The organism is Intestinicryptomonas porci, from assembly GCF_033971905.1.
In the GTDB taxonomy this organism is placed as follows: domain Bacteria; phylum Verrucomicrobiota; class Verrucomicrobiia; order Opitutales; family Intestinicryptomonadaceae; genus Intestinicryptomonas; species Intestinicryptomonas porci.
The window spans coordinates 20,313-42,159 of sequence record NZ_JALBUT010000009.1 but is presented as its reverse complement, the minus strand read 5'-3'; the positions used below and the strand labels follow the sequence as shown (position 1 = coordinate 42,159).

Sequence of the window (21,847 nt, the reverse complement as noted above, 5' to 3'; positions counted from 1 at the left end):
GCCTTTTGAAATTATTTATTGCCAGGATCATACCCAAGTTCCTTTGCTTTTTTATAAAATTTTTGGCAAAAGTCTTTGTCCGGCTTTTCCGCGAATCTTTTATAATTTTCCCAAAAAAACGGCGGATTATTTTCATAATATTCCCCGATTTTCCACCATGCCAACGCCGATCCGTTTTCCGCCGCGATATAATACAGATAAAGTTTGAATATTTTTTCAAAAACAGGCTGAGGATCTCCTCTATATGAGCCATAACCGTTTTCTAGTTTGTAACATATTTGCTCAAAATCATATCTATTAAAATTTTTAAATCCGGGTTGTAATCCGTATTGCAATCTTAACGAATCTGTATGAAGATCATGTAATGCATAATTTTTTTCATCGGGCAATACATCTGCAAATTCCTTGTCGTTTTCCATCTTTCTTGCAAAATCGGCATTAAAAAATACTTTTTTAGATATTAATGCATTTTGTTGTTCTTCTGTAAGATTAACAAAATTTTTATACTCCAAAATCGCCGTCGGGCATTTGTCAATGATCGCCAAAAGCTCATCAAAAGATAATTTGTTGACGTCGTAAATTTTTAAAATCGGCAACAAGTTACCTTTTTGATATCCCCTATTTCTTCTTCTTTCATTATATTGGCGTATTTCCCTTTTGCTTTTAAATCTTCGCTTTGCATTTTCCGAAACTTTGCCGTCTGAGTTTATAATTTGGATTACGTCGGCATTATTCAAAGCCAAAATCTCTTCTTTGAAATATTCGCAAATTTCATCATCGTTTGCGTTTGCCGAAAAATAATCCTGCCATATCTCTTTTTTTACATATTTTTTTGCGCACTCTTTTGCGGCGGGATATTTAAATGCATAATCTAAAAGGAAGCGAAGGTCGTCGAATTTTTCAAAAGCCTTGTGCTCGTCCGCCTTCGCGAACAATTCGTTAAATGTTTTCCGCCCCTGCGCCAAAACATTTTCGCTTTCCCCATCCCCGCTTCTGCTTCGGGAAGTTTTATCTTCAAGCTTTCCTATTGCCTCATCAAAATCCGAAAAGAATTTTTTCCAATGATTTGTTTGAAGTTTTTCCCACAAGTTAAAAATTTCCACAGGCCGCAGCTGAACAAGCTCTTCTATCCACTCTTGTGAAGGCTTGTCCTTGTTTAGGCGGAAATATTCCTCGATTATTTTGTCTTTATATTCTCCGCTTGTGGCTTTCAGCCAGTCCTCTCTGCTGAACTGCTCAAACACGCCGCATTTTTTTGCGATTTCAACAATATCAAACGGCTTTTGCTCTTCTTTTTTGGCTTCGTCAGAGGCTTGCTTTTTGCCTTTTAGCAAACCCAGCAGTTTGTCTTCTTTGCCTGCCGCCGCATTTGAGTTCGCCGCGCGATTTAACGCGTCGAGCTTCTCTGCTTCGGACATATTTTCCATCTCGATTGCTGCAAGTTCCAGATCCCGATAGCTGTTTATTTTGCGCCCCGTAAGAATTTCGAGTAATTTTTTTGAGGCTTCAAAATCGCTGTTGGAATTTTGCACTTTTGCAAAAATTTCGACCCACTGATTTTTTGAAAGTTCCCTGCCCATATCGTGCTTTTCAAAAAGATAGGCAAAATTTTTGACATTATCCGACATTGCCGCTTTTATCGCCGCGCCCGAAACGGTTTTTATATCCACATTCTTTTTGAACAAATCGTACCCGCTTTCCTGCGAGGCAACAATCGCAAACCACTGCGAAAGAGAAATCTTTTTCCATGCGATGGCATAGGCGTACTTTTCCAAGATGCCATCGAAAACCGATTTGTCGCAGCGACTGAACAAATCCACAAACACGCTTTTGTCAAAAGATTTTATTGCGCCCTCGTTCAATTTGGAAATGGCGTAATCGGGAAACATTTCAAAAACAACGGCAAGCTCCGCGCCTGAAATTCCGCGATCTCTCGAATAAAAAGAACGACGATTCCCATCGAAGCGCGACTGGAATTTCGCGATTATATTTTCCATCTCCGCCGCGTCGTCGACGTCGATTCTTCCAAGCTTGAAAATCTCGTTACGCAAATTCGAAACCGTGATGTACAATTTATAGAGATCCTTGTCCGTAAAAATATCAAACGAAGCGACCTCCTTAAAATACGGCACAAATTCAGGTTTTTTCGAAAGAATGTCATACCAATTTTCTGAATTGAAATTTTTAAAGATTCCTTTATGTTTTGCGATTTCCAAAAATTTCGGATCCTCTTCGGAAATCAATATGGAAATCCACTGATCCGCCGACAAACAGTCGAACAACTTGCGCTCTTGGGCGTACTCCAAAAATTTGCCGTCTTCTTTTATCATCTGCATCCAGGCGGGCAAATCAAAATGCTTCCAGCCGTCAAGCTTGTCGCACTTATCTTTTAAATAAGGCTTTTTTGTCGAAAGAGCGTACTGCCAGTCTTTGGCGGAAAAATTCTTCCAAATGTCGAGCTCGTCGGCTTTTTTCATAAACGACTCGTTTTCGGAGAGCAATGATATCCAGTTGCTGTTTGACATTTTAGCCCAACCGCCGAATTTTTCGCACTGCTTTTCAAAGCGCGGCTCTTGGGCAATGAGCCTCGACCAGTCCCATCCGGTGAACTTTTCAAAGCCGCCTGCTTTCTCGCATTTTTTGGCGTCCTGAGGAAACATTATAAGAAAATTGGGCCAATCGATAGTGCTCCAATCGCCCGTTTTTTGGGCTTTTTCGCGGATTTTTATCCCCTCTTCAAGCCACGCCCTTTCAACGTGCGTAAGATCATTGTTGTCGAGCCTCCACTTTTTAGAGCCGCTCTCTCCGCAGCCCGCAAGCATCGCACACAGCCCCGCAGCCATAATGCATACTATAACTCTTATCTTTTCCATGATTTTAATTGTTTTTTGAATGTTTTTTTTAATCTCTATTTAAATCTAAATTTCAGATTAAAATTGAAAAACCTGTCAATCTTAAAAATTGATTCGCATTTAAATTTCAATTTGAATCTGTATTTAATTTATGCAAAATTACCTTTATACGGAATTCATTGAAGCCTGTAATAAGTCGGGAGTTGCGCCGTCGTCGTGGGCGGAGCAGAATGGTCTCAACAAGACCATGCCGACGAATTTAAAGCAAGGCGTTCGCCCTTCTACTGAGACTTTGAAAAAACTTTTAAACGAGTGGGATAACGATGAATTTGGCGTAAAAATTTTAAACGCGTATTTGAAAGATGAAATTGAGCGCGTAGGTTGCAACTTGGACGTAATTGAGCCTATAATTAAGGGCAGGCACTCAACTTCAACTCTTGACGACGATCTAAAAATTGTCGCCGAATTTTTGCAGAGAAGACCCATGCGCGAATCCATACACATGCTTTCTCAAATTTTGAAATCAGTTCCCAAAAAAGACTGATTTTAACGCATTCTTTTTATCATATATTAAAATTTGTCCTTTAAGCAGTTTTTTTGCAGATTTTTTTATAAAACGAAAATTTCAGCTACGCCGTTTGCAAAATGCAAGCGGCTTTTTTTGTCTCTTATTGATTAAGGTGTTTTTTTTGTTTAAGATAAACTTTGTTTTTGTCGTTTAGTAGTTTATGGTTTTTATTTTGGATTTTTTTGAATGGGCTTTTTGGAAAAAAACTTATTTTATTTGACAAATTGCGGGGGCGGTGCGAATATCATATACTAAAAATGGCGCACTTTATCGATTATTTTAAGATAAAATTTATTCGCAATTTGCTTCGGCTTGGTTGCATTTCATCGTTATTTTTTGCGTCTAACGGAGCATATGCCTCTGCGTCTTTGAAGCCCGATGTCATGTTCAGGGTTTGGGGAATGCCCATAACAAATTCAATGCTTACGGCGGCGGCTTTTTGTATTTTCATCGCTTTGTTTTTCAGGTTCGTGTTGCTGAAAGGTGGCGCGAAAGAAGTCCCGTCAAAGGGGCAGGTTATCGTTGAAACTTTGATTGACGCAATAGGCAATGTTTTATCCCCCATCATGGGAAAGCGCGCCTACAAGGGGGCGGCTCCTTATTTAATATGTCTTTTTACGTTCATTTTGGCGATGAATTTGGGCGGGCTTTTGCCGGGCGTAGGCTCTGTCGGGGAGGAAAAAACTCAAATAGTTTCCGCCGAAGATGCGCCAAAGTATGAAGCGCAGGGTTTTCATATTGAGCATATGGAAAGCGGAGAGTTGAAGGCTGAAAAGTTTTCGCCTTTCATCCGCCCCGCGCATACCGACTTAAACATGACGCTTGCGCTTTCTCTCATTTCGTTTTTCCTCTTCTTTTATTTTGTAAAGAAGTATGCGGGTTTTGGCGCGCTCTATCACGACTGGTTCGGCAACAAGGCAAACAAAAGCGAAGTTCCCGCCCTCATGTATTACATGCTGTTTCCCATATTTTTTGCGGTCGGGTTTATCGAAGTGATTTCCGCATGCGTGCGTCCGATATCGCTTTCTTTTAGGTTGTTTGGCAATGTTTTTGGCGGTGAAACCCTATTGGAAGCCATGCACTCGATGGCTTGGAGCGGGGGCGCGATGCAGTTTATCTCGTGGATTGTGCCTCTGCCGTTCTACTTCTTGGAGCTTTTGGTGGCATGCGTGCAGGCCTTCGTATTCACTCTTCTTACAGCCCTTTACATAGGGCTTATCACAAACCACGGCGAAGACCATGACGCCCATCCGAGCGGGGAAACTTTGAAACTCGAACATTCTGAGGCGTTGGGGCAGACTTTAAGCGAGAAATAAAACATTAAACATTTAACATCACGAAAGGTAAAAAAATGACAGAATTATTGGCAGAAGTTGTAAATAGCGGTGTAACGGGCAACATACACGTTGCGATAGCCTGCTTGGGCGCGGCTTTGGGCGTAGGCTTTATCGGCGCGAAGGGCGCGGAAGCTGTCGGGCGCAATCCGGGTGCGTTTACAAACATAATGATTTTCGGCATTCTTGCAATGGCGATGGCTGAAGCTATCGTGTTCTACGCAATATTTCTTGCAAAGTAATAAGCGTATTTTATGAACGCGTTATTTGCAGCAGGCGGAGACAGTCTGTCGTTCCTTTCCCAATTCGGGGTGGAATGGGATATTTTGATATCCCAGGGGCTGATGTTTGTGATATTGGCGGCAATCCTCTACAAATTCGTGTTTAAGCCTGTAATGAAAACAGCCGACGCCCGCCAAAAGAAAATCGAGCAGGGCGTTCAAGATGCCATGGAAGCGCAGCGACGCCTCCTCGAATGCGAGAAGCAGTGTTCGCAAAAGATTGCGGCGGCGGCGCAGGAGGCTTCCGAAATAATTGCAAAAACAAAAAACGACGCGAAAGCGATGCTCGAAAAGGCAAGCGCGGAAGCTTCGCAAAAATCGCTTGAAGCAATCGAAAAGGCGAAAGGCGAGATTGCCTCGGAGCGCGAAAAGATGAAATCCGAATTGAAGGCTGAGCTTTCCGCGCTGGTTGTCAAAACCGCCGAAAGCGTCTTGAAAGAGGAGCTTGACGCGGAGGCAAAATCGAGAATTGCCAAAAAATCGGCTGAAAAATTAGAAAAATAGATGACTGTTAGGGATTTGGCAGGACGCTTGGTTTCGCTTTCGGAAGATTCCGAAGGGCGCATATCTTTGGAAAGGGTAAACGCCGTTTTGGAATTTGTGGAAACTGAAATTCCCGAAGCGAACAAAATGAAGCTTTTGCGCGAATACAAGAGGCGCATGGGCGTTAGGATTGAGTCCGACAAAGCCGTCGTTGAATTTGCGGGAGAGCTTGGAGATTCGGAAAAGGGCAAAATCGCGGCTTTTATACTTTCAAAAAATCCAAAATCCGTTCCCGAATTTGTCGAAAACGAAAATCTGATAGCGGGGCTTAAAATCACGGTGGGCGATGCCGTTTACGAAAATTCCCTTAAAATGAAGCTTGAAGACCTTGCAAAGTCTTTGGGGGCAAAACTTTAAACAAAAGCCAAATGAACGAGATACTAAAAGACATTGAAGCGCACATTAAGCGCATTGAAAACGACTCCAAAAAAAGCAGCATAGGCACGATTATTTCCGTTGCCGACGGCGTTGCGAGAGTGAGCGGCTTGCGCGAGGCGATGTATAACGAAATGATTGCCTTTGAGGGCGGCGTTTACGGCATCGCGCTGAATTTGGGCGAGGACGAAGTGTCGTGCGTCCTGATGGGCGACGTGTCCCACATAAAAGAGGGGCAGACCGCGCAGACGACGGGCAAATTGTTGAGTGTGCCTGTCGGCATGGGGCTTCTTGGCAGGGTTGTCGATGTGCTTGGAAATCCTCTCGACGGCAAGGGCGCAATCGAAAGTGTCGCGACGTATCCCGTTGAAAAAATAGCTCCGGGCATCTTGCCGAGAAAGAGCGTTGACCAGCCTTTGCAAACGGGCATTTTGGCGGTGGACTCCATGATTCCAATCGGCAGGGGACAGCGCGAGCTGATAATCGGCGACAGGGGAACGGGCAAGACTTCCGTTGCGATAGACACCATAATAAACCAGGCGCGCTTAAACGAAGAAGGCAAGAATAAGCCCGATTTCAGACCTGTCTATTCAATTTATGTCGCAATAGGTCAAAAAAATTCTAAAATTGCCCGCACAATCCAGCTTTTGGAAGAAAAGAATGCGTTAAAATACACAATCGTGGTTGCGGCTTCGGCGGCAGAAAACGCTTCGAGCCTTTACATCGCCCCGTATGCGGGTTGCGCAATGGGCGAATGGTTCATGGAAAATGGAATGGACGCTTTAATCGTTTATGACGACCTTTCAAAGCATGCGGCGGCTTACAGGCAGATTTCTTTAATCTTGAAACGCCCGTCAGGTCGTGAAGCGTATCCCGGCGACGTTTTTTATCTGCACTCTCGACTTTTGGAACGCGCGGCGCGCCTCAACAAGGAAAACGGCGGCGGTTCTCTCACCGCTCTTCCGATAATCGAAACGCAGGCGGGCGATATTTCAGCTTACATTCCCACAAACGTGATTTCAATCACCGACGGGCAGATTTTCCTTGAAACGGACTTGTTCAACCAGGGCGTCCGCCCCGCTATTGCGGTCGGGGTTTCGGTTTCGCGCGTTGGTTCTGCGGCGCAGCTTAAAGCCTTGAAACAGGTTTCTTCGACATTGAAGGGCGAATATTCCCAGTACAAGGAATTGGCGGCTTTTGCCCAGTTCGGCTCGGACTTGGACGCGCGCACAAAGGAAATCATCGGCAGGGGCGACAGGCTTGTCGAGCTTTTGAAGCAGAACAACAATTCGCCGCTTTCTCTTGGAATGGAAATCGCAATCCTTTACGCCTATCAAAACAATTTCTTGGACGATATCCCCGTTAAGAAAATCATGGAGGCGGTTCAAAGTTTCAAAAACTATTTTGAGGCGAGATTTGCGGGGCTTTTGGAAGATGTCGTTGCAAACAAAATGTTAAGCGACGAATTGAAGTCGAAGCTTGGCGGAGCTTGTGCCGAGTGGAGAAAATCTTTTAACTAAGCGGAGCTTAAAACGTGAAGGGAATGCGCGAAATAAGAAGCCGAATCAAGGCTGTGAAAAGCACGGGGCAGATAACCCGCGCAATGCAGCTTGTTGCGGCTTCAAAAATGAAAAAGGCGCAGACGCGTGCGGCGTCGGGCAGGGATTATACTTTGCTTTTGATGGATTTGATAGATATTTTGGATCCTCATTTGACGGCGAAGTTTCAGGAGCTTTTCGGCGTCAGGAAAAATCAAGACCGCCGCTTGATAATAGTTTTTTCAACCGACAAGGGCTTATGCGGGGTTTTGAACACAAATTTGTTTAAGCGCATATCCGCCCTTGAAGGCGACTGCGAGTTTATTGCAGTGGGCGCAAAGGCGGCAAGGTTTATAAGCGCGACGGGTCGCAAACTTTTGGCGCAGTTCAAAATTTCAGACAACATCTCTTTTTCCGAAATCCGCCCGATTGTCGAGCTTGCCGTTTCCGAATACAGGGAAAACCGCGTCGGCACAATCGAAGTTCTCTATCCCGCTTTCATAAACACGATTAAGCAGGAGCCTGAGCTTGTAAAAATACTTCCAATCGACGACTTGGATAACTTCATCGACCGAATGCGCGTAAAGTACAAGGCGGATTTGGCAGACAGGAAGACAGATGCAAGGGAAATACAGTTTGAGCCGTCTTTGGGCGAGCTTATGTACGAGCTTCCGCTCTACTACATAAAAAACATCGTTTACCATATGGCACTCGACGCAAAGGCTTCGGAGCAAAGCGCGCGAATGGTCGCGATGAAGGGCGCAAGCGACAATGCGGAATCTTTGATGGCGGCTCTCACTTTGGAGTACAACAAGGCGCGCCAAACCGCCATTACAACTGAAATTACGGAAATCGCCGCGGCTTCGGCAATTTCTCAACAATGAATTTAAGGAAATAAAAATGAGCGACTCTATAGGAATTATAACGCAAGTCATGGGGGCGGTTGTGGATGTTAAGTTCGATTGCAATCCGCTGCCTGAAATCTATACCGCGCTGAATGCAAAAATGAATGTTGAAGGCGTTGAAAAGAGCGTTGTTCTGGAAATCCAGCAGCACTTGGGCGACGGCGTCATGCGTTGCGTTGCAATGGGTTCGACCGAAGGCTTGCGAAGGGGAGACAAGGCGGAAAATACAGGCTCTCCCATAAAAGTTCCCGTGGGGCGCGGAGTTTTGGGCAGAATTTTTAACGTTGTGGGAGATGCGGTTGACAATGCGGGAAAAATCGAAGTTTCCGAAAGAATGCCAATCCACCGCAAGGCTCCGAGTTTGTCGGAGCAAAGCACCAAGGCGGAAGTATTGGAAACGGGCATAAAGCCGATTGACTTGATATGCCCGTTTGTCAGGGGCGGCAAGGTAGGCGCGTTCGGCGGCGCGGGTGTCGGCAAGACGGTTGTCATTATGGAGCTTATCCACAACATTGCGCACGCGCATGGCGGCTTTTCGATTTTCGCGGGAGTCGGCGAACGCTCGAGAGAGGGCAACGACCTTTACCACGAAATGTCGGATTCGGGCGTCATTAACCAAAAAAATCTTTCCGAATCAAAGGTTGCGCTTGTTTACGGACAGATGAACGAGCCCCCCGGCGCGCGTATGCGCGTTGCTCTTTCTGCCCTTACAATGGCTGAGTATTTCCGCGACAAGGAAGGTCAGGACGTATTGCTTTTCATCGACAACATTTTCAGATTTTCGCAGGCGGGTTCGGAAGTCAGCGCGCTTTTGGGGCGTTCTCCTTCAGCAGTGGGCTACCAGCCGACTTTGGCTACTGAAATGGGCGAGCTTCAGGAGAGAATCACCTCCACCAAAAACGGCTCTATTACATCTTTCCAGGCGGTTTATGTTCCCGCTGACGACTTGACTGACCCGGCTCCTGCAAACACTTTCGCGCACTTGGACTCGACAATCGTGTTGGATAGGGCGATAGCTTCCTTGGGCATTTATCCCGCTGTTGACCCTCTTGCCTCCACTTCAAACGCCCTAACGCCCGACATCGTTGGCGAAGAGCATTTCAAGGTTGCGCGCGGCGTCCAGGAAGTCTTGCAAAAGTACAAAGACTTGCAGGACATCATCTCGATTTTGGGCATCGACGAGCTTTCAGACGAGGACAAGTTGACGGTTTTCCGCGCGAGAAAAATACAGAGGTTTTTGTCGCACCCGTTCCACGTTTCGGAAATCTTTAACGGCGTGCCCGGCACTTACGTTAAAATTGCCGACACCGTAAGGGGATTCAAAATGATTTTGGACGGCGAAGTTGACCATATCAACGAAAACGACTTCTATTTGAAAGGCAGGATAGAAGAAGTCTTGGAAGCGCACGAAAAATCACAAAAGAAATAGCATGTTGTACCTTGAAATAGTCACTCCAGAAGGAATAGCTTGGAAGAGTTCCGAAGTGGAGAGTGTGACATTGCCCACCCGCTCTGGAGAAATTCAGATTTTAAAGGGGCATATTCCGATTGTGACGATTATCGAGGCGGGCGAAATCCAAGTTGTGCGCGGCGGAAAGCAGGAGAGCCTTGCGGTTGACAAAGGGTACGCAAGATGTGTTTCAGACACGGTTTCAGTGCTTACCGAAGCCGCCATCGAAGTCGATAACATCGATTTGGAAAGTGTGGAAGAGGCGAAGGCGAGGGCGGTCGCGTCTCTTGAAAAATACAAGTCTTTGCGCGAGTCCGACCCTGAGGAAATCGAAAGGCTCGAATCCACAATAAGATTTGCAATCGCCCAGCAGCTTTCCAAAAACAGAAAACGCTAAAATGTGCGAAAACGCTGTTTCTGGCTTTGAAAAGAAGCCGTGTCGGTGTTATTTGCGCATTTTTTCGTGGTTTTTCAAAGTCTTGTTTAATGGAACTTTGCCGCACTTTATGCCGTGTCATTTTTTGCGCTATGTTATTTCATAAAATTAAATCAGAATATGCTTAAAATCGGAATAATGGGCGGAAGTTTCGACCCACCTCACAAGGCGCATTTGGAAATTGCAAATGCCGCATGCGAGGCGTTGGGGCTTTACGAAATTTTTTTTATACCCGCCTTTACCGCGCCGTTAAAGCCCAATCCGCACATCGCAAGTTTTGACGACAGGCTTGAAATGCTTAAAATCGCCCTTAAAAAATTCGGCAAAAAATACAGAATTTTGGAAATCGAAAAGGATCGCGGTGGCATCAGCTATTCGGTTGATACTGTCAAGCTTTTAAGGGAAAAGATAAAAGACGCGCAGTTTTTTTGGATTATTGGCACAGACCAGCTTTTGAGCCTCCATAAGTGGCACAACATTGAAGAGCTTGCAAGGCTTGCGTCTTTTGCCGTTGCCAAGCGCGGCGATGAAAAAATGGAAAACCATAATCTCCCAAACTATGCAAAAATAGAAGTTGTGCCTTTTGAGCCGATGGAAGTTTCGTCAACTGAAATCCGAGAAAATTTGAAAAAAGGAAATTTTGAAAATGATTTTGTTGACGAAAATGTCTTAAATTATATAAAAGAAAAGAAACTTTATATTTGATAATTTTTAATTATGCAAGAAGAAGACATCTTAAAAATTTTAACAGCCTGCCGCGACGCCCTCGAAGACAAAAAGGCAATCGACCTAAAAATCTTGGACGTAAGGGGCAAATCTCCGATAACAAACTATTTCATTTTGGCGACCGCCAATTCCGAGCCGCACATGAAGGCTCTTGCGGCATCGCTTGATGCCGTGTTGAAGGAAAACGGCGTAGAGGCGGTCGGCAGGGACTATGCCGCGGGAAGCGGATGGATTGTTGTTGACGCGTTCGACTTTATGGCGCACATATTCCTTGAAGAACAGCGCGGGCAGTACAAGCTTGAAGCCCTTTGGAAAGATGCGGTTGAATTGAAACTTTAAAATGCTTTCAACCGTACATTCGGGCGCGCTTGTAGGCGTTGACGCCTTGCCTGTCGAAGTGGAAGTAAACTCGGGGGAAAAAGGGGAACCGCGCGTTTTTATGGTGGGGCTTCCCGACGCCGCAGTGAAAGAGTCGCAGGACAGGGTTTGCTCCGCTTTGGCAAACAGCGGCTTTGCGATGCCCCAAACACGCACCACGATAAATCTGGCGCCTGGCGACATTCGCAAGGAAGGCCCCATGTACGACCTGCCAATCGCGCTTGGATTGCTGGCGTCAACGGGCAGGATTGCGCCTGAAAAAATGAGCGGGTATGTCATTGCGGGCGAGCTTGCGCTATCGGGGCAAATAAGGAGCATTTACGGCGGTGTTTCGCTTGCTCTTCTTGCAAGAAAATTGAAGCGCGGTGTGATTTTGCCCCGCGAGTCCGCTTACGAAGCCGCGCTTGTGGAGGGAATTGAAGTAATCGCTGCCGACAGTCTTGTTGAAGTTGTGGATTTCCTAAACGGGAAAATCGAATTAAAGCCTGTCGCCCTTGAAGATTCCCCTTATTCAAGAAGGGCGGGCGAAAGTTATATGCCCGATTTTTCCGAAGTCAAGGGGCAGCTTCAAGTTAGAAGGGCGGTTGAAGTTGCGGTTGCGGGCGGGCATAATCTGCTCATGGTTGGCCCTCCGGGTTCCGGCAAGAGCATGATTGCAAAGAGAATACCCTCCATAATGCCAATGCCCACTCTCGAAGAATTTTTGGAAGTTTTGGGCATTTACTCCGCTGCGGGAATTTCAAGGGACGGCGAAAACAAATTTTTCAAGCGTCCGTTCCGCTCTCCGCACCACACAATCAGCGACGTTGGCTTGATAGGAGGCGGCTCTGTTCCAAAGCCCGGAGAAATTTCTCTTGCCCATAACGGTGTCTTGTTTTTGGACGAGCTTCCGGAATTTAAGCGCAGCGCGCTTGAAGTGATGCGCCAGCCTTTGGAGGACGGATATGTCAGCATATCGCGCTCTGCGGGCAAGGTGGAAATCCCGTGCAAGTTTATGCTTGTTGCGGCAATGAATCCATGCCCGTGCGGATATTACGGGGATAAACGCCATGCCTGCCATTGCACGCCTCTTCAGATACAGCGTTACCGCTCGAAAATATCGGGGCCTCTTCTTGACAGGATAGACATACATGTTGAAGCTCCCGCCATATCCTTGGACGAAATAGGCTCGTCTGCACAGGGGGAAAGCTCGGCGGAAATCAGAAAGAGAATTGATGCCGCCCGCAAGATACAATCGGAGCGTTTTGCCGATTCGGGCATACGCAACAATGCTTCAATGTCATCAAAGCATATAAAGGCGTATTGCTCTTTGGACGGCGACTTGCGTTCCATGCTTGCCTCGGCGATGGAAAGCCTAAACCTTTCTGCCCGTGCGTGGGACAGGATTATAAAAGTTTCAAGAACCATTGCCGACTTGGACAATTCCGAAAAAATTCAGCGCAGGCATTTGCTTGAAGCAATAAACTATCGTTCTCTCGACAGGCGTTAGCAAAATTTTCTCGCGTTTTGTGCGTTTTTTTTCGTAAAGTTTTTGTATGAGGATTTTTGGTTATATGAGAAAACTAAAACGCGCCGCTTTTCTTGCGCTTGCATTTTTGTTTCTGCTTTCGGGCGCAATATTTTATTTTATCGCAAGCGGGCTTGCCGACGAAGTTTTGGCTTGCGCGCGCGGCGGCAGGATAATCACTCTTTCCTCCGCGACGATTAAAAATTCAATGCCTGCCGACAAATGGGTAATTGCGACAATTCATGGCGAGATAGAGGATAAAATCGTTTTAAAGCGCGAGCTTATGCCTGATTTGGTTTTTTATTTGGAGCCTCTGCCCGCGTTTTACAACTACTATGTGCCTGTAAACGACGCGAGGTGGAAGATTGTTTATTCCGACGAAAAAAGAGACGGCAGAAGTTTTGAGTATGTAGATATATGGCTTCCTGAAATTCTTTTTGACGACACCGCGACGATAGTTGACATTTCAAAGCTTGGCTTTTCGTCTAAAAATTCAAAATTCACTCGTTTTGAATCGACTGCCGAAATGCTGCGCTCTCGCTTGGTTATGAATGTCGTTGACAATTACAGAAAGCGCGGAGGTTCGTTTGAAAATTTTGCGCTTGCGCGCTCCGCGGCGGAAAAAACTCTGGCGCAGTTTGCGAAAAACCGCCTTTTGGAACATGGAGTCAAAGTGTCCGACGAGGCTGTTTTCGGGTTTAATTGGTTAAAAAATCCGAGTGGGAATTTTGAAGAAAATGCTGATACAAGGAATAAGGAAAACTAATCCATGGAATGCTTGCGGGACATATGGCTTTCAATATGCGAGAACAAAGACGCAGTTTGGTCTTTCGGGGAGTTTGTGGCAATTTCAGCGGTTCTTTTAATCATTTTTGCCGTTTCGTTTTTGGGGTGCATTCTGCCTATGCTTCCCGGTGTGTTTCTCGCGTTTTGCGGAATTCTAATTTGGAAGCTTACAATAGGATTTTATTCCATGTCATGGCTTAGCGTATTTATATGCGCGGCTCTTGCGCTGTTTGCGCAAGTTTTGGATTTTTGGTTGCCGATAAAATACACTCCCACGAGGCAGGGGGCGCGTGGCGCGCTTTTCGGGGTGGTGTTCGGAATAGTTTTTTCTTTTGCCTTTCCGCCGCTTGCGCTTCTTGCAATATTTTTCTCTCCGCCTCTTTTTGCGTTTGTTTTCGAGAGGGCATGGGGCGATTCAAAAATGGCTTGGCGTTCGGGCAAAGGGGCTTTTTGGGGCACGCTTTTGGGCGTATTTGCAAAGTCGGCAATTATTTTTGTTATGATTTTAATTGCACTTTTGGACTCGTTTATAAATTAAAGCCTATTTTTTTGAAATTTGAATTTTTATGTTGCGGCGCATAAAAGTGGGAACGTCCAAATCTTCCTTGCCGTAAATGTTGCGCGCGGTGTCGTCAAAAAATCCGCGTTTCAAATCGACGTCCACGAAGTCGAATTCGCTCTGGTTTTGTTCGATATTTTTGTTGTGGCGTATCTTGCGTGGCTTTTTTTGCGCTTCTTTTGGCTTTTCCTCTTCCTCGGGCTCTTCAAACAGCTCTTCCGATACTTCAAGTCCGATAGCCGTAAGCTCTATGCGCTTTTGAAAAGACGGTTCGATGATTACTCCGAAGCTGACGTTTTCGCTGTTTGTGAATTTTGACGCCATTGAAATCAGGGTTTCTTTTAATTGCGCCATTTGCGTGTCGCTTCCCGCGCGCACTCCCACCAAAAGCTTGTCCGCTTTTTGGGCGGAAAATTTGGATTTCAGCGCGGGGAAAGATTCAAAGTTTTTTAACGCCTTTGAGACATAATTTGCGCCTTGCCCCGAGCCGAATGCGAATGCCGTTTTTGCGGGGGCAGGGGTTTGCAGGGTGTTTTTTAGCGAATTGAAATCGACATTTATAAATCCGCGTTCCGAGACGAGGTTTGAAATAGACCCCGTCGCCGCCCTGACGCAAAGGCTTGCCTTTTCAAATGCTGAAATTATGTTTGCCTGCGCGCTTTCTGCGAGCATCTCGTCGTTTGGCAGGGCTATTGCCGCATTGCATATTGCCCGCATTTTTTTGAATGCGTTTTCGGCCACTCTCGTCTTGCCTTGTCCCTCGAAGCTGAATGGAAGGGTGCAGAAAGCTATCACGCAAATACCTAAATCCCTCGCTATTTTTGCCGCAACGGGAGCGACCGCAGACCCTGTGCCGCCGCCCAATGACACTGTTATAAATAGAAGCTTTACATTTTCAAACGCCGCCTTTATCGCGTCCAAGTCGTCTTGCGCCGCGCGTTCTGCAAGAGATATGTCCCCGCCCGCGCCCATTGAGCGCGTTATTGATTTACCTATTAAAATTTTTTCTTCCGCCAAAGAGGCTTCGATTGATTTTGCGTCTGTGTTTATGGCAAGGCACGAGCCGCCGCATAGAGCGCCGCGCAAGTATTCGAGGGAGTTTACACCGCCTCCGCCGATACCAACCGCCTTTATGAAATTGCCAAAATTAGACATCGCTTAACGCTTTTTGAAAATGTTTGAAAATATTGAGCCGCCGCTTTTTTTGCCGCGCTTTTTCATGTCGCGGCTTGCCGCCGCCAAAAGCCCGAGAACCGTTGAATATTCGGGGGACGCCAAATTTGCAGGCACCCATTCCGCCGCGCGGGCGTTTCTTGTCTGGACTCCTAAAACCGTGCTTGCAAGCCCGCTCAAATCCTGCGTGCGCGACACTCCGCCTGTCAGCAGGACTTCCGAGACATTGCCGTTTGCAAAGTAGTCGGAAAGTTCTGCGCGAATATTGCTGAAAAGTTCTTCAAAGCGCAGGCATATTATTTTGTTTATCGATGCCAGTGGTATTATTTTATCGCCGATGCTTTTATCTCCGTTAAGCCAGACATCTCCGCGCAGTTCGTCTTCGGTGGGAATTATTTTTCCGTATTTCAGCTTGGTTTTGTTGGCGTTTTTCATGCTGAGCCTAAGCCCCAGAGAAAGGTCGTTTGTCACATGGTCTCCGCCGACGGGAATTGTTCCCGCCTGAAAAACTTTGCCGTTTTTAAAGAAAGCGTAGTCGGTTGCGCCGCAGCCTATGTCTATGCATAGCACGCCGTTTTCTCTTTGCAGGGGAGTCGTGCAGGCGAGGGCGGAGGCTATGCCGGAATGCAGAATTTCCTCTATTTCAAGATTTCCGAAAGTTTGCACGACGCTCATCGCGTTTAAAATCTTGTCCTTATTGGCGTACATCAGCCAGTATTCGGCTTCCAAGAGGCTGCCTTTCTGCCCTTCGGGATTTTTAACGTATTGACCGTCTATGTAGTATCCGCAACAAATTCGGTTTATGAAGCAGGCATCGGGTGGCAGAATTTTGCTTTTGGCGTCGTTTTTCGCGCGCTCTATGTCTTGCTTTGATATTGTGCCGTCTATTGCGCTTATGTTTGCGGAACCTGTCGAGCGGATTGCGGAAATTTGCGAGCCGCTGATTGCAAGATAGACAAAATCAACATCTGCGTTTCCTATTTCTTTTTGCGCCTCTTCAATGGCGGACTGCGCAAGCGAAGCCGCTTTCCCGAGGTCGATTATGTCCGCTTTTTTTACTCCCCCCGGCTTCCCCCTGCCGACGCTCAGCACGTTTATTTCGGACGAATTTAGCAATTCGCCCGCCACCGCCACCATTTTTGAGGTGCCTATTTCGAGTGCCAAAACTATCGGGTTGTTGTTCATTTGTTTTTGCGCAAGCTTACAATAGCCCTGCCTTTCAGGGCAAGATCGATTTTTTCTACATTCACTAAACCTTCTTCTTCAAAAAATCTCAAGATATATTCCAGTTTTTCCAACTGAAATTTTATGTTTTTTGCGTGGAACACTATTTTTACGTTTTCGGTTGTCGAAACTATCATGATTGGCAGGGTGATGCTTCCAAGCTCCCTTGCGTTTATCGTGCGCCAGGTTGAAAAATTTTTCGGCACGCGCAGGCGGGCTTCTTTTACAAGCTCGTCTATGCTTTCTGCATAGGGATAGGCGGCGAAGTGCGGACCTTTTTGAATTATGGGTATGCCCGTTATCCACGGGAGGTCGGCAGTTTCGGATTTTTTTATGCAGACAGGGCTGAATATGACGCCTTCTTTTGAAAGCATGTATTCCCTAACTTTGCGGTTTTGCGCAATGGCTACTCTTGCAGACGGAGAGTATTCCTTTATTTCAATGGAAATTTTGTCGGGGTAAATTTTGGCGACGTCCGCGCTTTTTATCTGCGATATTTTCAGCAGGTTGGACTGGATTTGCTTTACGTCTATTTGTGCGAGGTTTTGGGGCTTTGGCAAGTATCCGTGCTTTTTTGCCCAGATTTTTGAAATTTTGCCGTTGGTTTTATAAATTGTTTCTTTCAGTTCTTCGGTTGAGGGCGTAAGGAGTTTTTCAATCAGCCCGTTGTCGTAAACATAGAATGCCCCGAATGCGATTGCGCAAAAAGCGGCAAGCAAAAATATGCGCTTAAACCAAATGAAAACAAGTTTAAGCCGCGCCCGCCAGGTTGCGTTTTCGCGCTTTTTTGAGGAGGGTTTTAAATCCTGCCAAGACTGTGTTTTTTTTTGCGGCACTTATCTGTTTTTTCGGAAACGCATTATTGCGCCTTCAAGCATTTTTTTGCAAAGACCGTCGAAATCGTATCCCGCGCACGATGCGCTTTTGGGAAGGAGACTTGTGGGCGTCATTCCGGGCAGGGTGTTTATTTCAAGTACGATAAAATTTCCGCTTTCATCCATGAGGAAATCAACTCTTGAAAAATCCCTGCATCCGCAGACTGCGAATGCTTTTTCAGCCGCGCACTTCATATTCTCCGTTTCTTTTTCGGAAAGCTTTGCGGGAAACTCGTAGCGGGTTGCGCCTTTCGTGTATTTGCGCTTAAAGTCGTAAACGCCGCCTTCGGGGATAATTTCTACAATTCCTGCGGCTTTTCCGCCTATTACGCCGATTGAAAATTCCCTGCCTTTGAAAAAGCTTTCAAGCAACCACATTCCCTCCGAGATTTCAGAAAGCGCGGCTTCAAGCTCCGCTTTCCCGTTCAGTGTTTTAAGCCCGACGCTGCTTCCCTTGTCGGCGGGCTTTAAAATCAGGCGCTCTCCGAGCATCTCTGCCGCGGCGCAAGCGGAGGGTTTTTCTTTTGCGCTGAAAGCAATCCCTTTTGCAACGTTTAATCCCGCCGCGCCCATGAGGAATTTTGCCGCAGGCTTATTCATACATACCCTGCTTGCAATGCTGTTTGTTCCGGCATATGCAAATCCTGCGTCTTCAAGCTCTTTTTGCAGGGTCCCGTCTTCCCCGTATTCGCCGTGCATTACGGGAAACACTATGGTATTCTGCGAAGACAAGCCTTTGGGAAGCTCGTTTTTGTCGAGAGTGATGCAAACGGCGTCAAAATTTTTTTTGACGGATTCAAATACAAATTTTCCGCTTACAAGCGACACTTCCCTTTCCGAGGAAATCCCGCCCATGAGCACGGCAACTTTAAAATTTTCCATAATTTCAAAATAATTTTTTTGCGTAAAAATATATGTCTCCCGCGCCTATGAAAGCGGCGCAAAACTTGCTTTCGGCGTTTCGTTTAAATTCGTTTAAAATATGCCCGATGTCTTGAAAATTCGCAAGCATAAGATTGGAATTTGCGATATTTTTTTCAGAGCCGCTCTCATCGAAAGGCTCGCTTGCGGGATATACGGGAAGAATATAGATTTTATCCCCTTTGTCGGCGCGCGATTGCAGGATTTTTTGAAAGTCTTTCGCGAAGCGTTTTGTTCTGGAATATCGGTGCGGCTGGAAGAAAACCAGCTTCTTTTGCGGGGAATTTTTGTCGAGCCAGCTTAAAAATGCCGCAATTTCAGAGGGGTGGTGGGCATAGTCTGCCACTGCGAGAATTTCGCCGTCGTCTTTTAAAATTTCCTGCCGCCTGCCAACCCCCTTGAATTCTTCGAAAACCGAGAGGCTGAAATCACTTTCAAAGGCAAGGTTTAGGGCGCAAAGAGCCATAAGCTTGTCTGACATCATGAAGTCGTCTTTCGGGCATTTGACGAAAATAGTTTCTGCTTTTGCGGAGCCTGCCGCACGTTTTAAAAGCCCGTCGCCTTCGGGGATGACAATGTATTTTTTTGTCCGCGAAAAAAGGCGGGCAAACATTTCTTCAAGGCTTTTCAAGTCGGGGTAGGTGTCGGTATGGTCGAGGTCTCCGTTTAAAGCCACCGTGATTTCCGGCGAAAAATTTTCGATAGTCCCGTCGCTTTCGTCGAGTTCTGCCGCGAGAATTTTATTTTTTTCGCAGAATTTTTGCGGCGGAATTCCGTTTGGAATTGCCCCTGTTATGTAGCCCGCGTCGAGGTTGAGAGTTGATATTGCGTGCGAAATAAGCGAAGTCGTGGTGGTTTTCCCGTGGCTTCCGCAAACGCCGATAAGCCTTCGCTCTTTTGCGATTTCGGCAAGCGCGACGCCCCTTCTTAAAAACTTTTTGCAGGGTGCGTCTTTTAAGTTTTGTTCAACATATTTTAGTGCGCTTGTTATGATGAATTCGTCCGCGTCAAAATCAGGCTTTTTGCTTTCGCAAAACTTTACGCCTTTTTGCAGAAGCATACTTTTTACGGCGGGGTTTGGATTGTCGTCAAAGCCCGAAACCTCGCATCCTTCATCGCGCAAAAACATGGCAAGTGGCGCCATGCCCATGCCGCAAATTCCCCCCATGAAAATTTTCCGCCCCATAGCCTTATTTTAGTGCAAGCTCTTCAAGATCCGAAACAAATTTTGATATGCCGTTTAATTCGTCGAGTTTTTCCAGATTGCGGCGCATTTTTTCGCAAAGTTTTGGATTGCCGAAAAGCGCAAGCACTTCGGTTGAAAGGCTTGAAATGTTTTCTTGCAAAACGCAAATTCCTGCCCCGTTTTTTTCGACGTATCTTGCGTTTTCAAGCTGGTGGTTGTCCGCCGAAAACGGGAAGGGTACGAGTATTGGAATTGTTCTGCAGCGGGCAAATTCCGCTATCGACCCTGCGCCTGCGCGCGCGACCACGATTTTTGCCGCCGACATGGCTTCTGCCATGTTGTCGCAAAAGGCGATTGAGCGCAGATGCCTTTCAATTCCGTTTTTGTCCTTGCAGGTTCGGTTTTCTATTTGCGACTGGGAGGGGCCTGCAATGCAAAAGATGTCAATGCCTTCATGTGCGAGATGCTCAAAATTGTCTTTTGCCCATCTGTTCAATGCCGCCGCTCCCTGAGAGCCCCCGCAGACCAAAACTATGTTGGCTTCTTTCCCAAAACCGAACAGCTCCTTTGATTTTGCTTCGTCTTTTTTGAAAATTTCGGAGCGAATCGGGTAGCCCGCCTGCCTTACGACACCCGACTTGTTTTGCTCTATCCTGACTCCGTGCGGAAGGTAAACTCTTGTCGCTATAAAGCCGAAAAGCCTCACTGCCTTGCCCGGTTTTCGATTTGCTTCGTGCAAAACGAGCGGCTTTTTTGCAAGCCACGCCGCGATTGCAAGCCCCATCGAGTTGAAGCCTCCGAAGGCTATCGCAACATCCGCATTGTTTTCCATGAAGATTTTTTTGCAGCATTTTACCGCGCGGAATTGCGATATTAAAAATTTTAGGAATTTTATCGGGCTTGGCGAAAAGGGAAGTCCGGGAGTTTTTATGAACTTGAAATTTTTATACTTTGCAGAAAGGCGCGAATCTATTGCCTTTTCGCTTATTATGAAAGAGACGTCGTGCCCCTTGCTTGCGAGGGCTTCTCCTATTGCGATGCCCGGGGCGAGATGTCCTCCCGTGCCTCCGCAGGAAATCAAATATTTACTCATAATCAGTGACCTTTATTGGCTTTGGGGTATTCCATGAACGAATGCAGTTTATCAAAATTCCGCTGAAAAAGAACATCACGACGAGGTTTGAGCCTCCGTAGCTTAAAAAGGGCAACGATATGCCTTTTGTCGGCAAAAGCCCCATAACGACTCCCATGTTGAAAAGCGTTTGGATTATTATCATCAAAAGCGCGCCGAGGCATAGCAGATATTCAAACATGTTGGGGGCTTTTTTCAGATTTAAAATCGCCGCTATGAAAATTATGAAGAACAGGGTGAGGACTGTTGCAGTTCCAACAAATCCCCATTCTTCCGCGATATTCGCAAAAATGAAGTCGGTATGCGCTTCCGGCAGGAAGGAATACTGCTGCCTGCCTTCGCCAAGCCCGACACCGAGCCACTCTCCCGCGCCGAACGCGTAAATTGCCTGGGTCAGTTGGTATCCACCGCCGAGAGCTTCCTCTTCCCTGTGAAGGAACGCGAAAAGCCTCTCCATTCGGTTCGGATTTAAAGCTACAAGCGTTGAAACTGCCGCAACTCCGATGAGTACAAAAGGCGCGACGTGCCTTATTTTCACTCCCGCCATGAAAAGCATTAAGAAGGCAACCGCTCCGCAAAGCGCGGTTGTTCCGAAGTCAGGTTCTTTTATTATCGGAAGCAAAAATATTCCGATTAAAGCCGACGGAATAAAAACGCCTTTAAAAAACGACTTTATGTGGCGTTGAAAAATCTGCATGTACGCGCTAAGCCACAAAACAATCGCGGCTTTTGCCATGTCGCTCGGCTGGATTACATATCCGCCTATTTGAAGCCATCTGCGCGAGCCTTTAACTTCTCTGCCTATTCCCGGAATAAGCACGAGCACGAGCAAGACAAGAACTATTACAGCCGCAAATGGCGCGACTTTTTTCCAGAACTGCAAGGGCGCAAAACTTGTAAATATGCCTGCCGCGAGGGCGACGCACATCCAAACCAGCTGTTTTTCAACAAGCAAATAGGCGTTGCCGCGAATTTCTCCCGCACTTAAAAGCGAAATTATGCCGATTGCTGATAAAAGCACAACCGGCATAAGTACGGCAAGCCATGCGCTCGTTTTCTGCTGTCCCGATTTTAGTTCCGTTTCCGGCATCTATAATC

Annotated in this window: 22 protein-coding genes; 14 read left to right on the top strand and 8 right to left on the bottom strand. The window is 46.4% G+C overall.

Translation table 11 applies throughout. From position 1 onward, the window contains the following. Positions 1-11: 11 nt before the first annotated feature. Positions 12-2,873, bottom strand: a complete 2,862-nt coding sequence (locus tag MOX91_RS07910) for a hypothetical protein (protein ID WP_370397546.1) — start codon at positions 2,871-2,873, stop codon at positions 12-14. Between the two features lie 130 nt (positions 2,874-3,003). Between MOX91_RS07910 and MOX91_RS07905 the strand changes: the two genes are divergently transcribed. The 14 genes from MOX91_RS07905 (at position 3,004) to MOX91_RS07840 (ending at position 14,217) form a co-directional block, all read left to right on the top strand. After that, the gene (locus MOX91_RS07905; protein WP_370397545.1) at positions 3,004-3,396 is read left to right on the top strand and encodes a hypothetical protein; all 393 of its coding nucleotides are present in this window, start codon (positions 3,004-3,006) and stop codon (positions 3,394-3,396) included. Between the two features lie 281 nt (positions 3,397-3,677). Then, a complete protein-coding gene (gene atpB, locus MOX91_RS07900) occupies positions 3,678-4,736 on the top strand; it encodes a F0F1 ATP synthase subunit A (protein ID WP_370397544.1) in 1,059 nt (352 codons plus the stop codon). Positions 4,737-4,771: 35 nt separating this feature from the next. After that, positions 4,772-4,996 carry an ATP synthase F0 subunit c gene (locus tag MOX91_RS07895; protein WP_370397543.1) on the top strand — a complete coding sequence of 75 codons (225 nt, stop codon included), beginning with the start codon at positions 4,772-4,774 and terminating at the stop codon, positions 4,994-4,996. Between the two features lie 12 nt (positions 4,997-5,008). Beyond that, on the top strand, positions 5,009-5,539 hold the full coding sequence (atpF, locus tag MOX91_RS07890) for a F0F1 ATP synthase subunit B (RefSeq protein ID WP_370397542.1): 531 nt from the start codon (positions 5,009-5,011) through the stop codon (positions 5,537-5,539). After that, a complete protein-coding gene (locus MOX91_RS07885; protein ID WP_370397541.1) occupies positions 5,540-5,935 on the top strand; it encodes a F0F1 ATP synthase subunit delta in 396 nt (131 codons plus the stop codon). Positions 5,936-5,946: 11 nt separating this feature from the next. Further along, positions 5,947-7,473 (top strand): F0F1 ATP synthase subunit alpha, encoded by a 1,527-nt coding sequence (atpA, locus tag MOX91_RS07880; RefSeq protein WP_370397540.1) that lies wholly within the window; start codon positions 5,947-5,949, stop codon positions 7,471-7,473. A gap of 23 nt (positions 7,474-7,496) precedes the next feature. Next, positions 7,497-8,375: an ATP synthase F1 subunit gamma gene (gene atpG / locus MOX91_RS07875; protein WP_370397539.1), complete on the top strand. Its 879-nt coding sequence runs from the start codon at positions 7,497-7,499 to the stop codon at positions 8,373-8,375. A gap of 16 nt (positions 8,376-8,391) precedes the next feature. Beyond that, positions 8,392-9,825 carry a F0F1 ATP synthase subunit beta gene (gene atpD, locus MOX91_RS07870; RefSeq protein WP_370397538.1) on the top strand — a complete coding sequence of 478 codons (1,434 nt, stop codon included), beginning with the start codon at positions 8,392-8,394 and terminating at the stop codon, positions 9,823-9,825. A 1-nt stretch (position 9,826) separates the two neighbouring features. Further along, positions 9,827-10,243 (top strand): ATP synthase F1 subunit epsilon, encoded by a 417-nt coding sequence (gene atpC / locus MOX91_RS07865; protein ID WP_370397537.1) that lies wholly within the window; start codon positions 9,827-9,829, stop codon positions 10,241-10,243. Positions 10,244-10,402: 159 nt separating this feature from the next. After that, on the top strand, positions 10,403-10,987 hold the full coding sequence (gene nadD, locus MOX91_RS07860) for a nicotinate (nicotinamide) nucleotide adenylyltransferase (protein ID WP_370397536.1): 585 nt from the start codon (positions 10,403-10,405) through the stop codon (positions 10,985-10,987). A 12-nt stretch (positions 10,988-10,999) separates the two neighbouring features. Beyond that, on the top strand, positions 11,000-11,347 hold the full coding sequence (gene rsfS, locus MOX91_RS07855; protein WP_370397535.1) for a ribosome silencing factor: 348 nt from the start codon (positions 11,000-11,002) through the stop codon (positions 11,345-11,347). A 1-nt stretch (position 11,348) separates the two neighbouring features. Next, a complete protein-coding gene (locus MOX91_RS07850) occupies positions 11,349-12,875 on the top strand; it encodes a YifB family Mg chelatase-like AAA ATPase (protein ID WP_370397534.1) in 1,527 nt (508 codons plus the stop codon). A 64-nt stretch (positions 12,876-12,939) separates the two neighbouring features. Then, positions 12,940-13,659, top strand: coding sequence for a hypothetical protein (locus MOX91_RS07845; protein ID WP_370397533.1), 720 nt, complete (start codon positions 12,940-12,942; stop codon positions 13,657-13,659). Positions 13,660-13,662: 3 nt separating this feature from the next. Further along, entirely contained in the window at positions 13,663-14,217 is a 555-nt protein-coding gene (locus MOX91_RS07840) for a DUF456 domain-containing protein (RefSeq protein ID WP_370397532.1), read from the top strand. Positions 14,218-14,220: 3 nt separating this feature from the next. On the opposite strand, the gene MOX91_RS07835 is transcribed toward MOX91_RS07840, so the two are convergent. Genes MOX91_RS07835 through ftsW form a run of 7 tightly spaced genes read right to left on the bottom strand, consistent with a single transcriptional unit; the run spans position 14,221 to position 21,839 of the window. Continuing rightward, positions 14,221-15,393 carry a cell division protein FtsZ gene (locus MOX91_RS07835; RefSeq protein WP_370397531.1) on the bottom strand — a complete coding sequence of 391 codons (1,173 nt, stop codon included), beginning with the start codon at positions 15,391-15,393 and terminating at the stop codon, positions 14,221-14,223. A gap of 3 nt (positions 15,394-15,396) precedes the next feature. Beyond that, a complete protein-coding gene (gene ftsA / locus MOX91_RS07830; protein ID WP_370397530.1) occupies positions 15,397-16,596 on the bottom strand; it encodes a cell division protein FtsA in 1,200 nt (399 codons plus the stop codon). Further along, positions 16,593-17,471 (bottom strand): cell division protein FtsQ/DivIB, encoded by an 879-nt coding sequence (locus MOX91_RS07825; RefSeq protein WP_370397529.1) that lies wholly within the window; start codon positions 17,469-17,471, stop codon positions 16,593-16,595. Before MOX91_RS07825 ends, ftsA begins: the two co-directional genes overlap by 4 nt. Further along, positions 17,472-18,392 (bottom strand): D-alanine--D-alanine ligase family protein, encoded by a 921-nt coding sequence (locus tag MOX91_RS07820; protein ID WP_370397528.1) that lies wholly within the window; start codon positions 18,390-18,392, stop codon positions 17,472-17,474. A gap of 4 nt (positions 18,393-18,396) precedes the next feature. Beyond that, positions 18,397-19,617 carry a Mur ligase family protein gene (locus MOX91_RS07815; RefSeq protein ID WP_370397527.1) on the bottom strand — a complete coding sequence of 407 codons (1,221 nt, stop codon included), beginning with the start codon at positions 19,615-19,617 and terminating at the stop codon, positions 18,397-18,399. A gap of 4 nt (positions 19,618-19,621) precedes the next feature. Then, positions 19,622-20,710: a UDP-N-acetylglucosamine--N-acetylmuramyl-(pentapeptide) pyrophosphoryl-undecaprenol N-acetylglucosamine transferase gene (locus MOX91_RS07810; RefSeq protein ID WP_370397526.1), complete on the bottom strand. Its 1,089-nt coding sequence runs from the start codon at positions 20,708-20,710 to the stop codon at positions 19,622-19,624. After that, positions 20,703-21,839 (bottom strand): putative lipid II flippase FtsW, encoded by a 1,137-nt coding sequence (gene ftsW / locus MOX91_RS07805; protein ID WP_370397525.1) that lies wholly within the window; start codon positions 21,837-21,839, stop codon positions 20,703-20,705. Before ftsW ends, MOX91_RS07810 begins: the two co-directional genes overlap by 8 nt. Between the last annotated feature and the right edge of the window lie 8 nt (positions 21,840-21,847).

Coding starts and splice junctions, on each gene's coding strand:
- ftsA (WP_370397530.1), bottom strand. CDS start 16,596: ATGAACAACAACCCGATAGTTTTGGCACTCGAAATAGGCACCTCAAAA.
- MOX91_RS07835 (WP_370397531.1), bottom strand. CDS start 15,393: ATGTCTAATTTTGGCAATTTCATAAAGGCGGTTGGTATCGGCGGAGGC.
- atpA (WP_370397540.1), top strand. CDS start 5,947: ATGAACGAGATACTAAAAGACATTGAAGCGCACATTAAGCGCATTGAA.
- MOX91_RS07850 (WP_370397534.1), top strand. CDS start 11,349: ATGCTTTCAACCGTACATTCGGGCGCGCTTGTAGGCGTTGACGCCTTG.
- atpG (WP_370397539.1), top strand. CDS start 7,497: ATGCGCGAAATAAGAAGCCGAATCAAGGCTGTGAAAAGCACGGGGCAG.
- MOX91_RS07910 (WP_370397546.1), bottom strand. CDS start 2,873: ATGGAAAAGATAAGAGTTATAGTATGCATTATGGCTGCGGGGCTGTGT.
- ftsW (WP_370397525.1), bottom strand. CDS start 21,839: ATGCCGGAAACGGAACTAAAATCGGGACAGCAGAAAACGAGCGCATGG.
- MOX91_RS07840 (WP_370397532.1), top strand. CDS start 13,663: ATGGAATGCTTGCGGGACATATGGCTTTCAATATGCGAGAACAAAGAC.
- atpF (WP_370397542.1), top strand. CDS start 5,009: ATGAACGCGTTATTTGCAGCAGGCGGAGACAGTCTGTCGTTCCTTTCC.
- rsfS (WP_370397535.1), top strand. CDS start 11,000: ATGCAAGAAGAAGACATCTTAAAAATTTTAACAGCCTGCCGCGACGCC.
- MOX91_RS07845 (WP_370397533.1), top strand. CDS start 12,940: ATGAGAAAACTAAAACGCGCCGCTTTTCTTGCGCTTGCATTTTTGTTT.
- MOX91_RS07810 (WP_370397526.1), bottom strand. CDS start 20,710: ATGAGTAAATATTTGATTTCCTGCGGAGGCACGGGAGGACATCTCGCC.
- atpC (WP_370397537.1), top strand. CDS start 9,827: ATGTTGTACCTTGAAATAGTCACTCCAGAAGGAATAGCTTGGAAGAGT.
- MOX91_RS07895 (WP_370397543.1), top strand. CDS start 4,772: ATGACAGAATTATTGGCAGAAGTTGTAAATAGCGGTGTAACGGGCAAC.
- MOX91_RS07885 (WP_370397541.1), top strand. CDS start 5,540: ATGACTGTTAGGGATTTGGCAGGACGCTTGGTTTCGCTTTCGGAAGAT.
- atpB (WP_370397544.1), top strand. CDS start 3,678: ATGGCGCACTTTATCGATTATTTTAAGATAAAATTTATTCGCAATTTG.
- MOX91_RS07905 (WP_370397545.1), top strand. CDS start 3,004: ATGCAAAATTACCTTTATACGGAATTCATTGAAGCCTGTAATAAGTCG.
- atpD (WP_370397538.1), top strand. CDS start 8,392: ATGAGCGACTCTATAGGAATTATAACGCAAGTCATGGGGGCGGTTGTG.
- MOX91_RS07820 (WP_370397528.1), bottom strand. CDS start 18,392: ATGGAAAATTTTAAAGTTGCCGTGCTCATGGGCGGGATTTCCTCGGAA.
- nadD (WP_370397536.1), top strand. CDS start 10,403: ATGCTTAAAATCGGAATAATGGGCGGAAGTTTCGACCCACCTCACAAG.
- MOX91_RS07815 (WP_370397527.1), bottom strand. CDS start 19,617: ATGGGGCGGAAAATTTTCATGGGGGGAATTTGCGGCATGGGCATGGCG.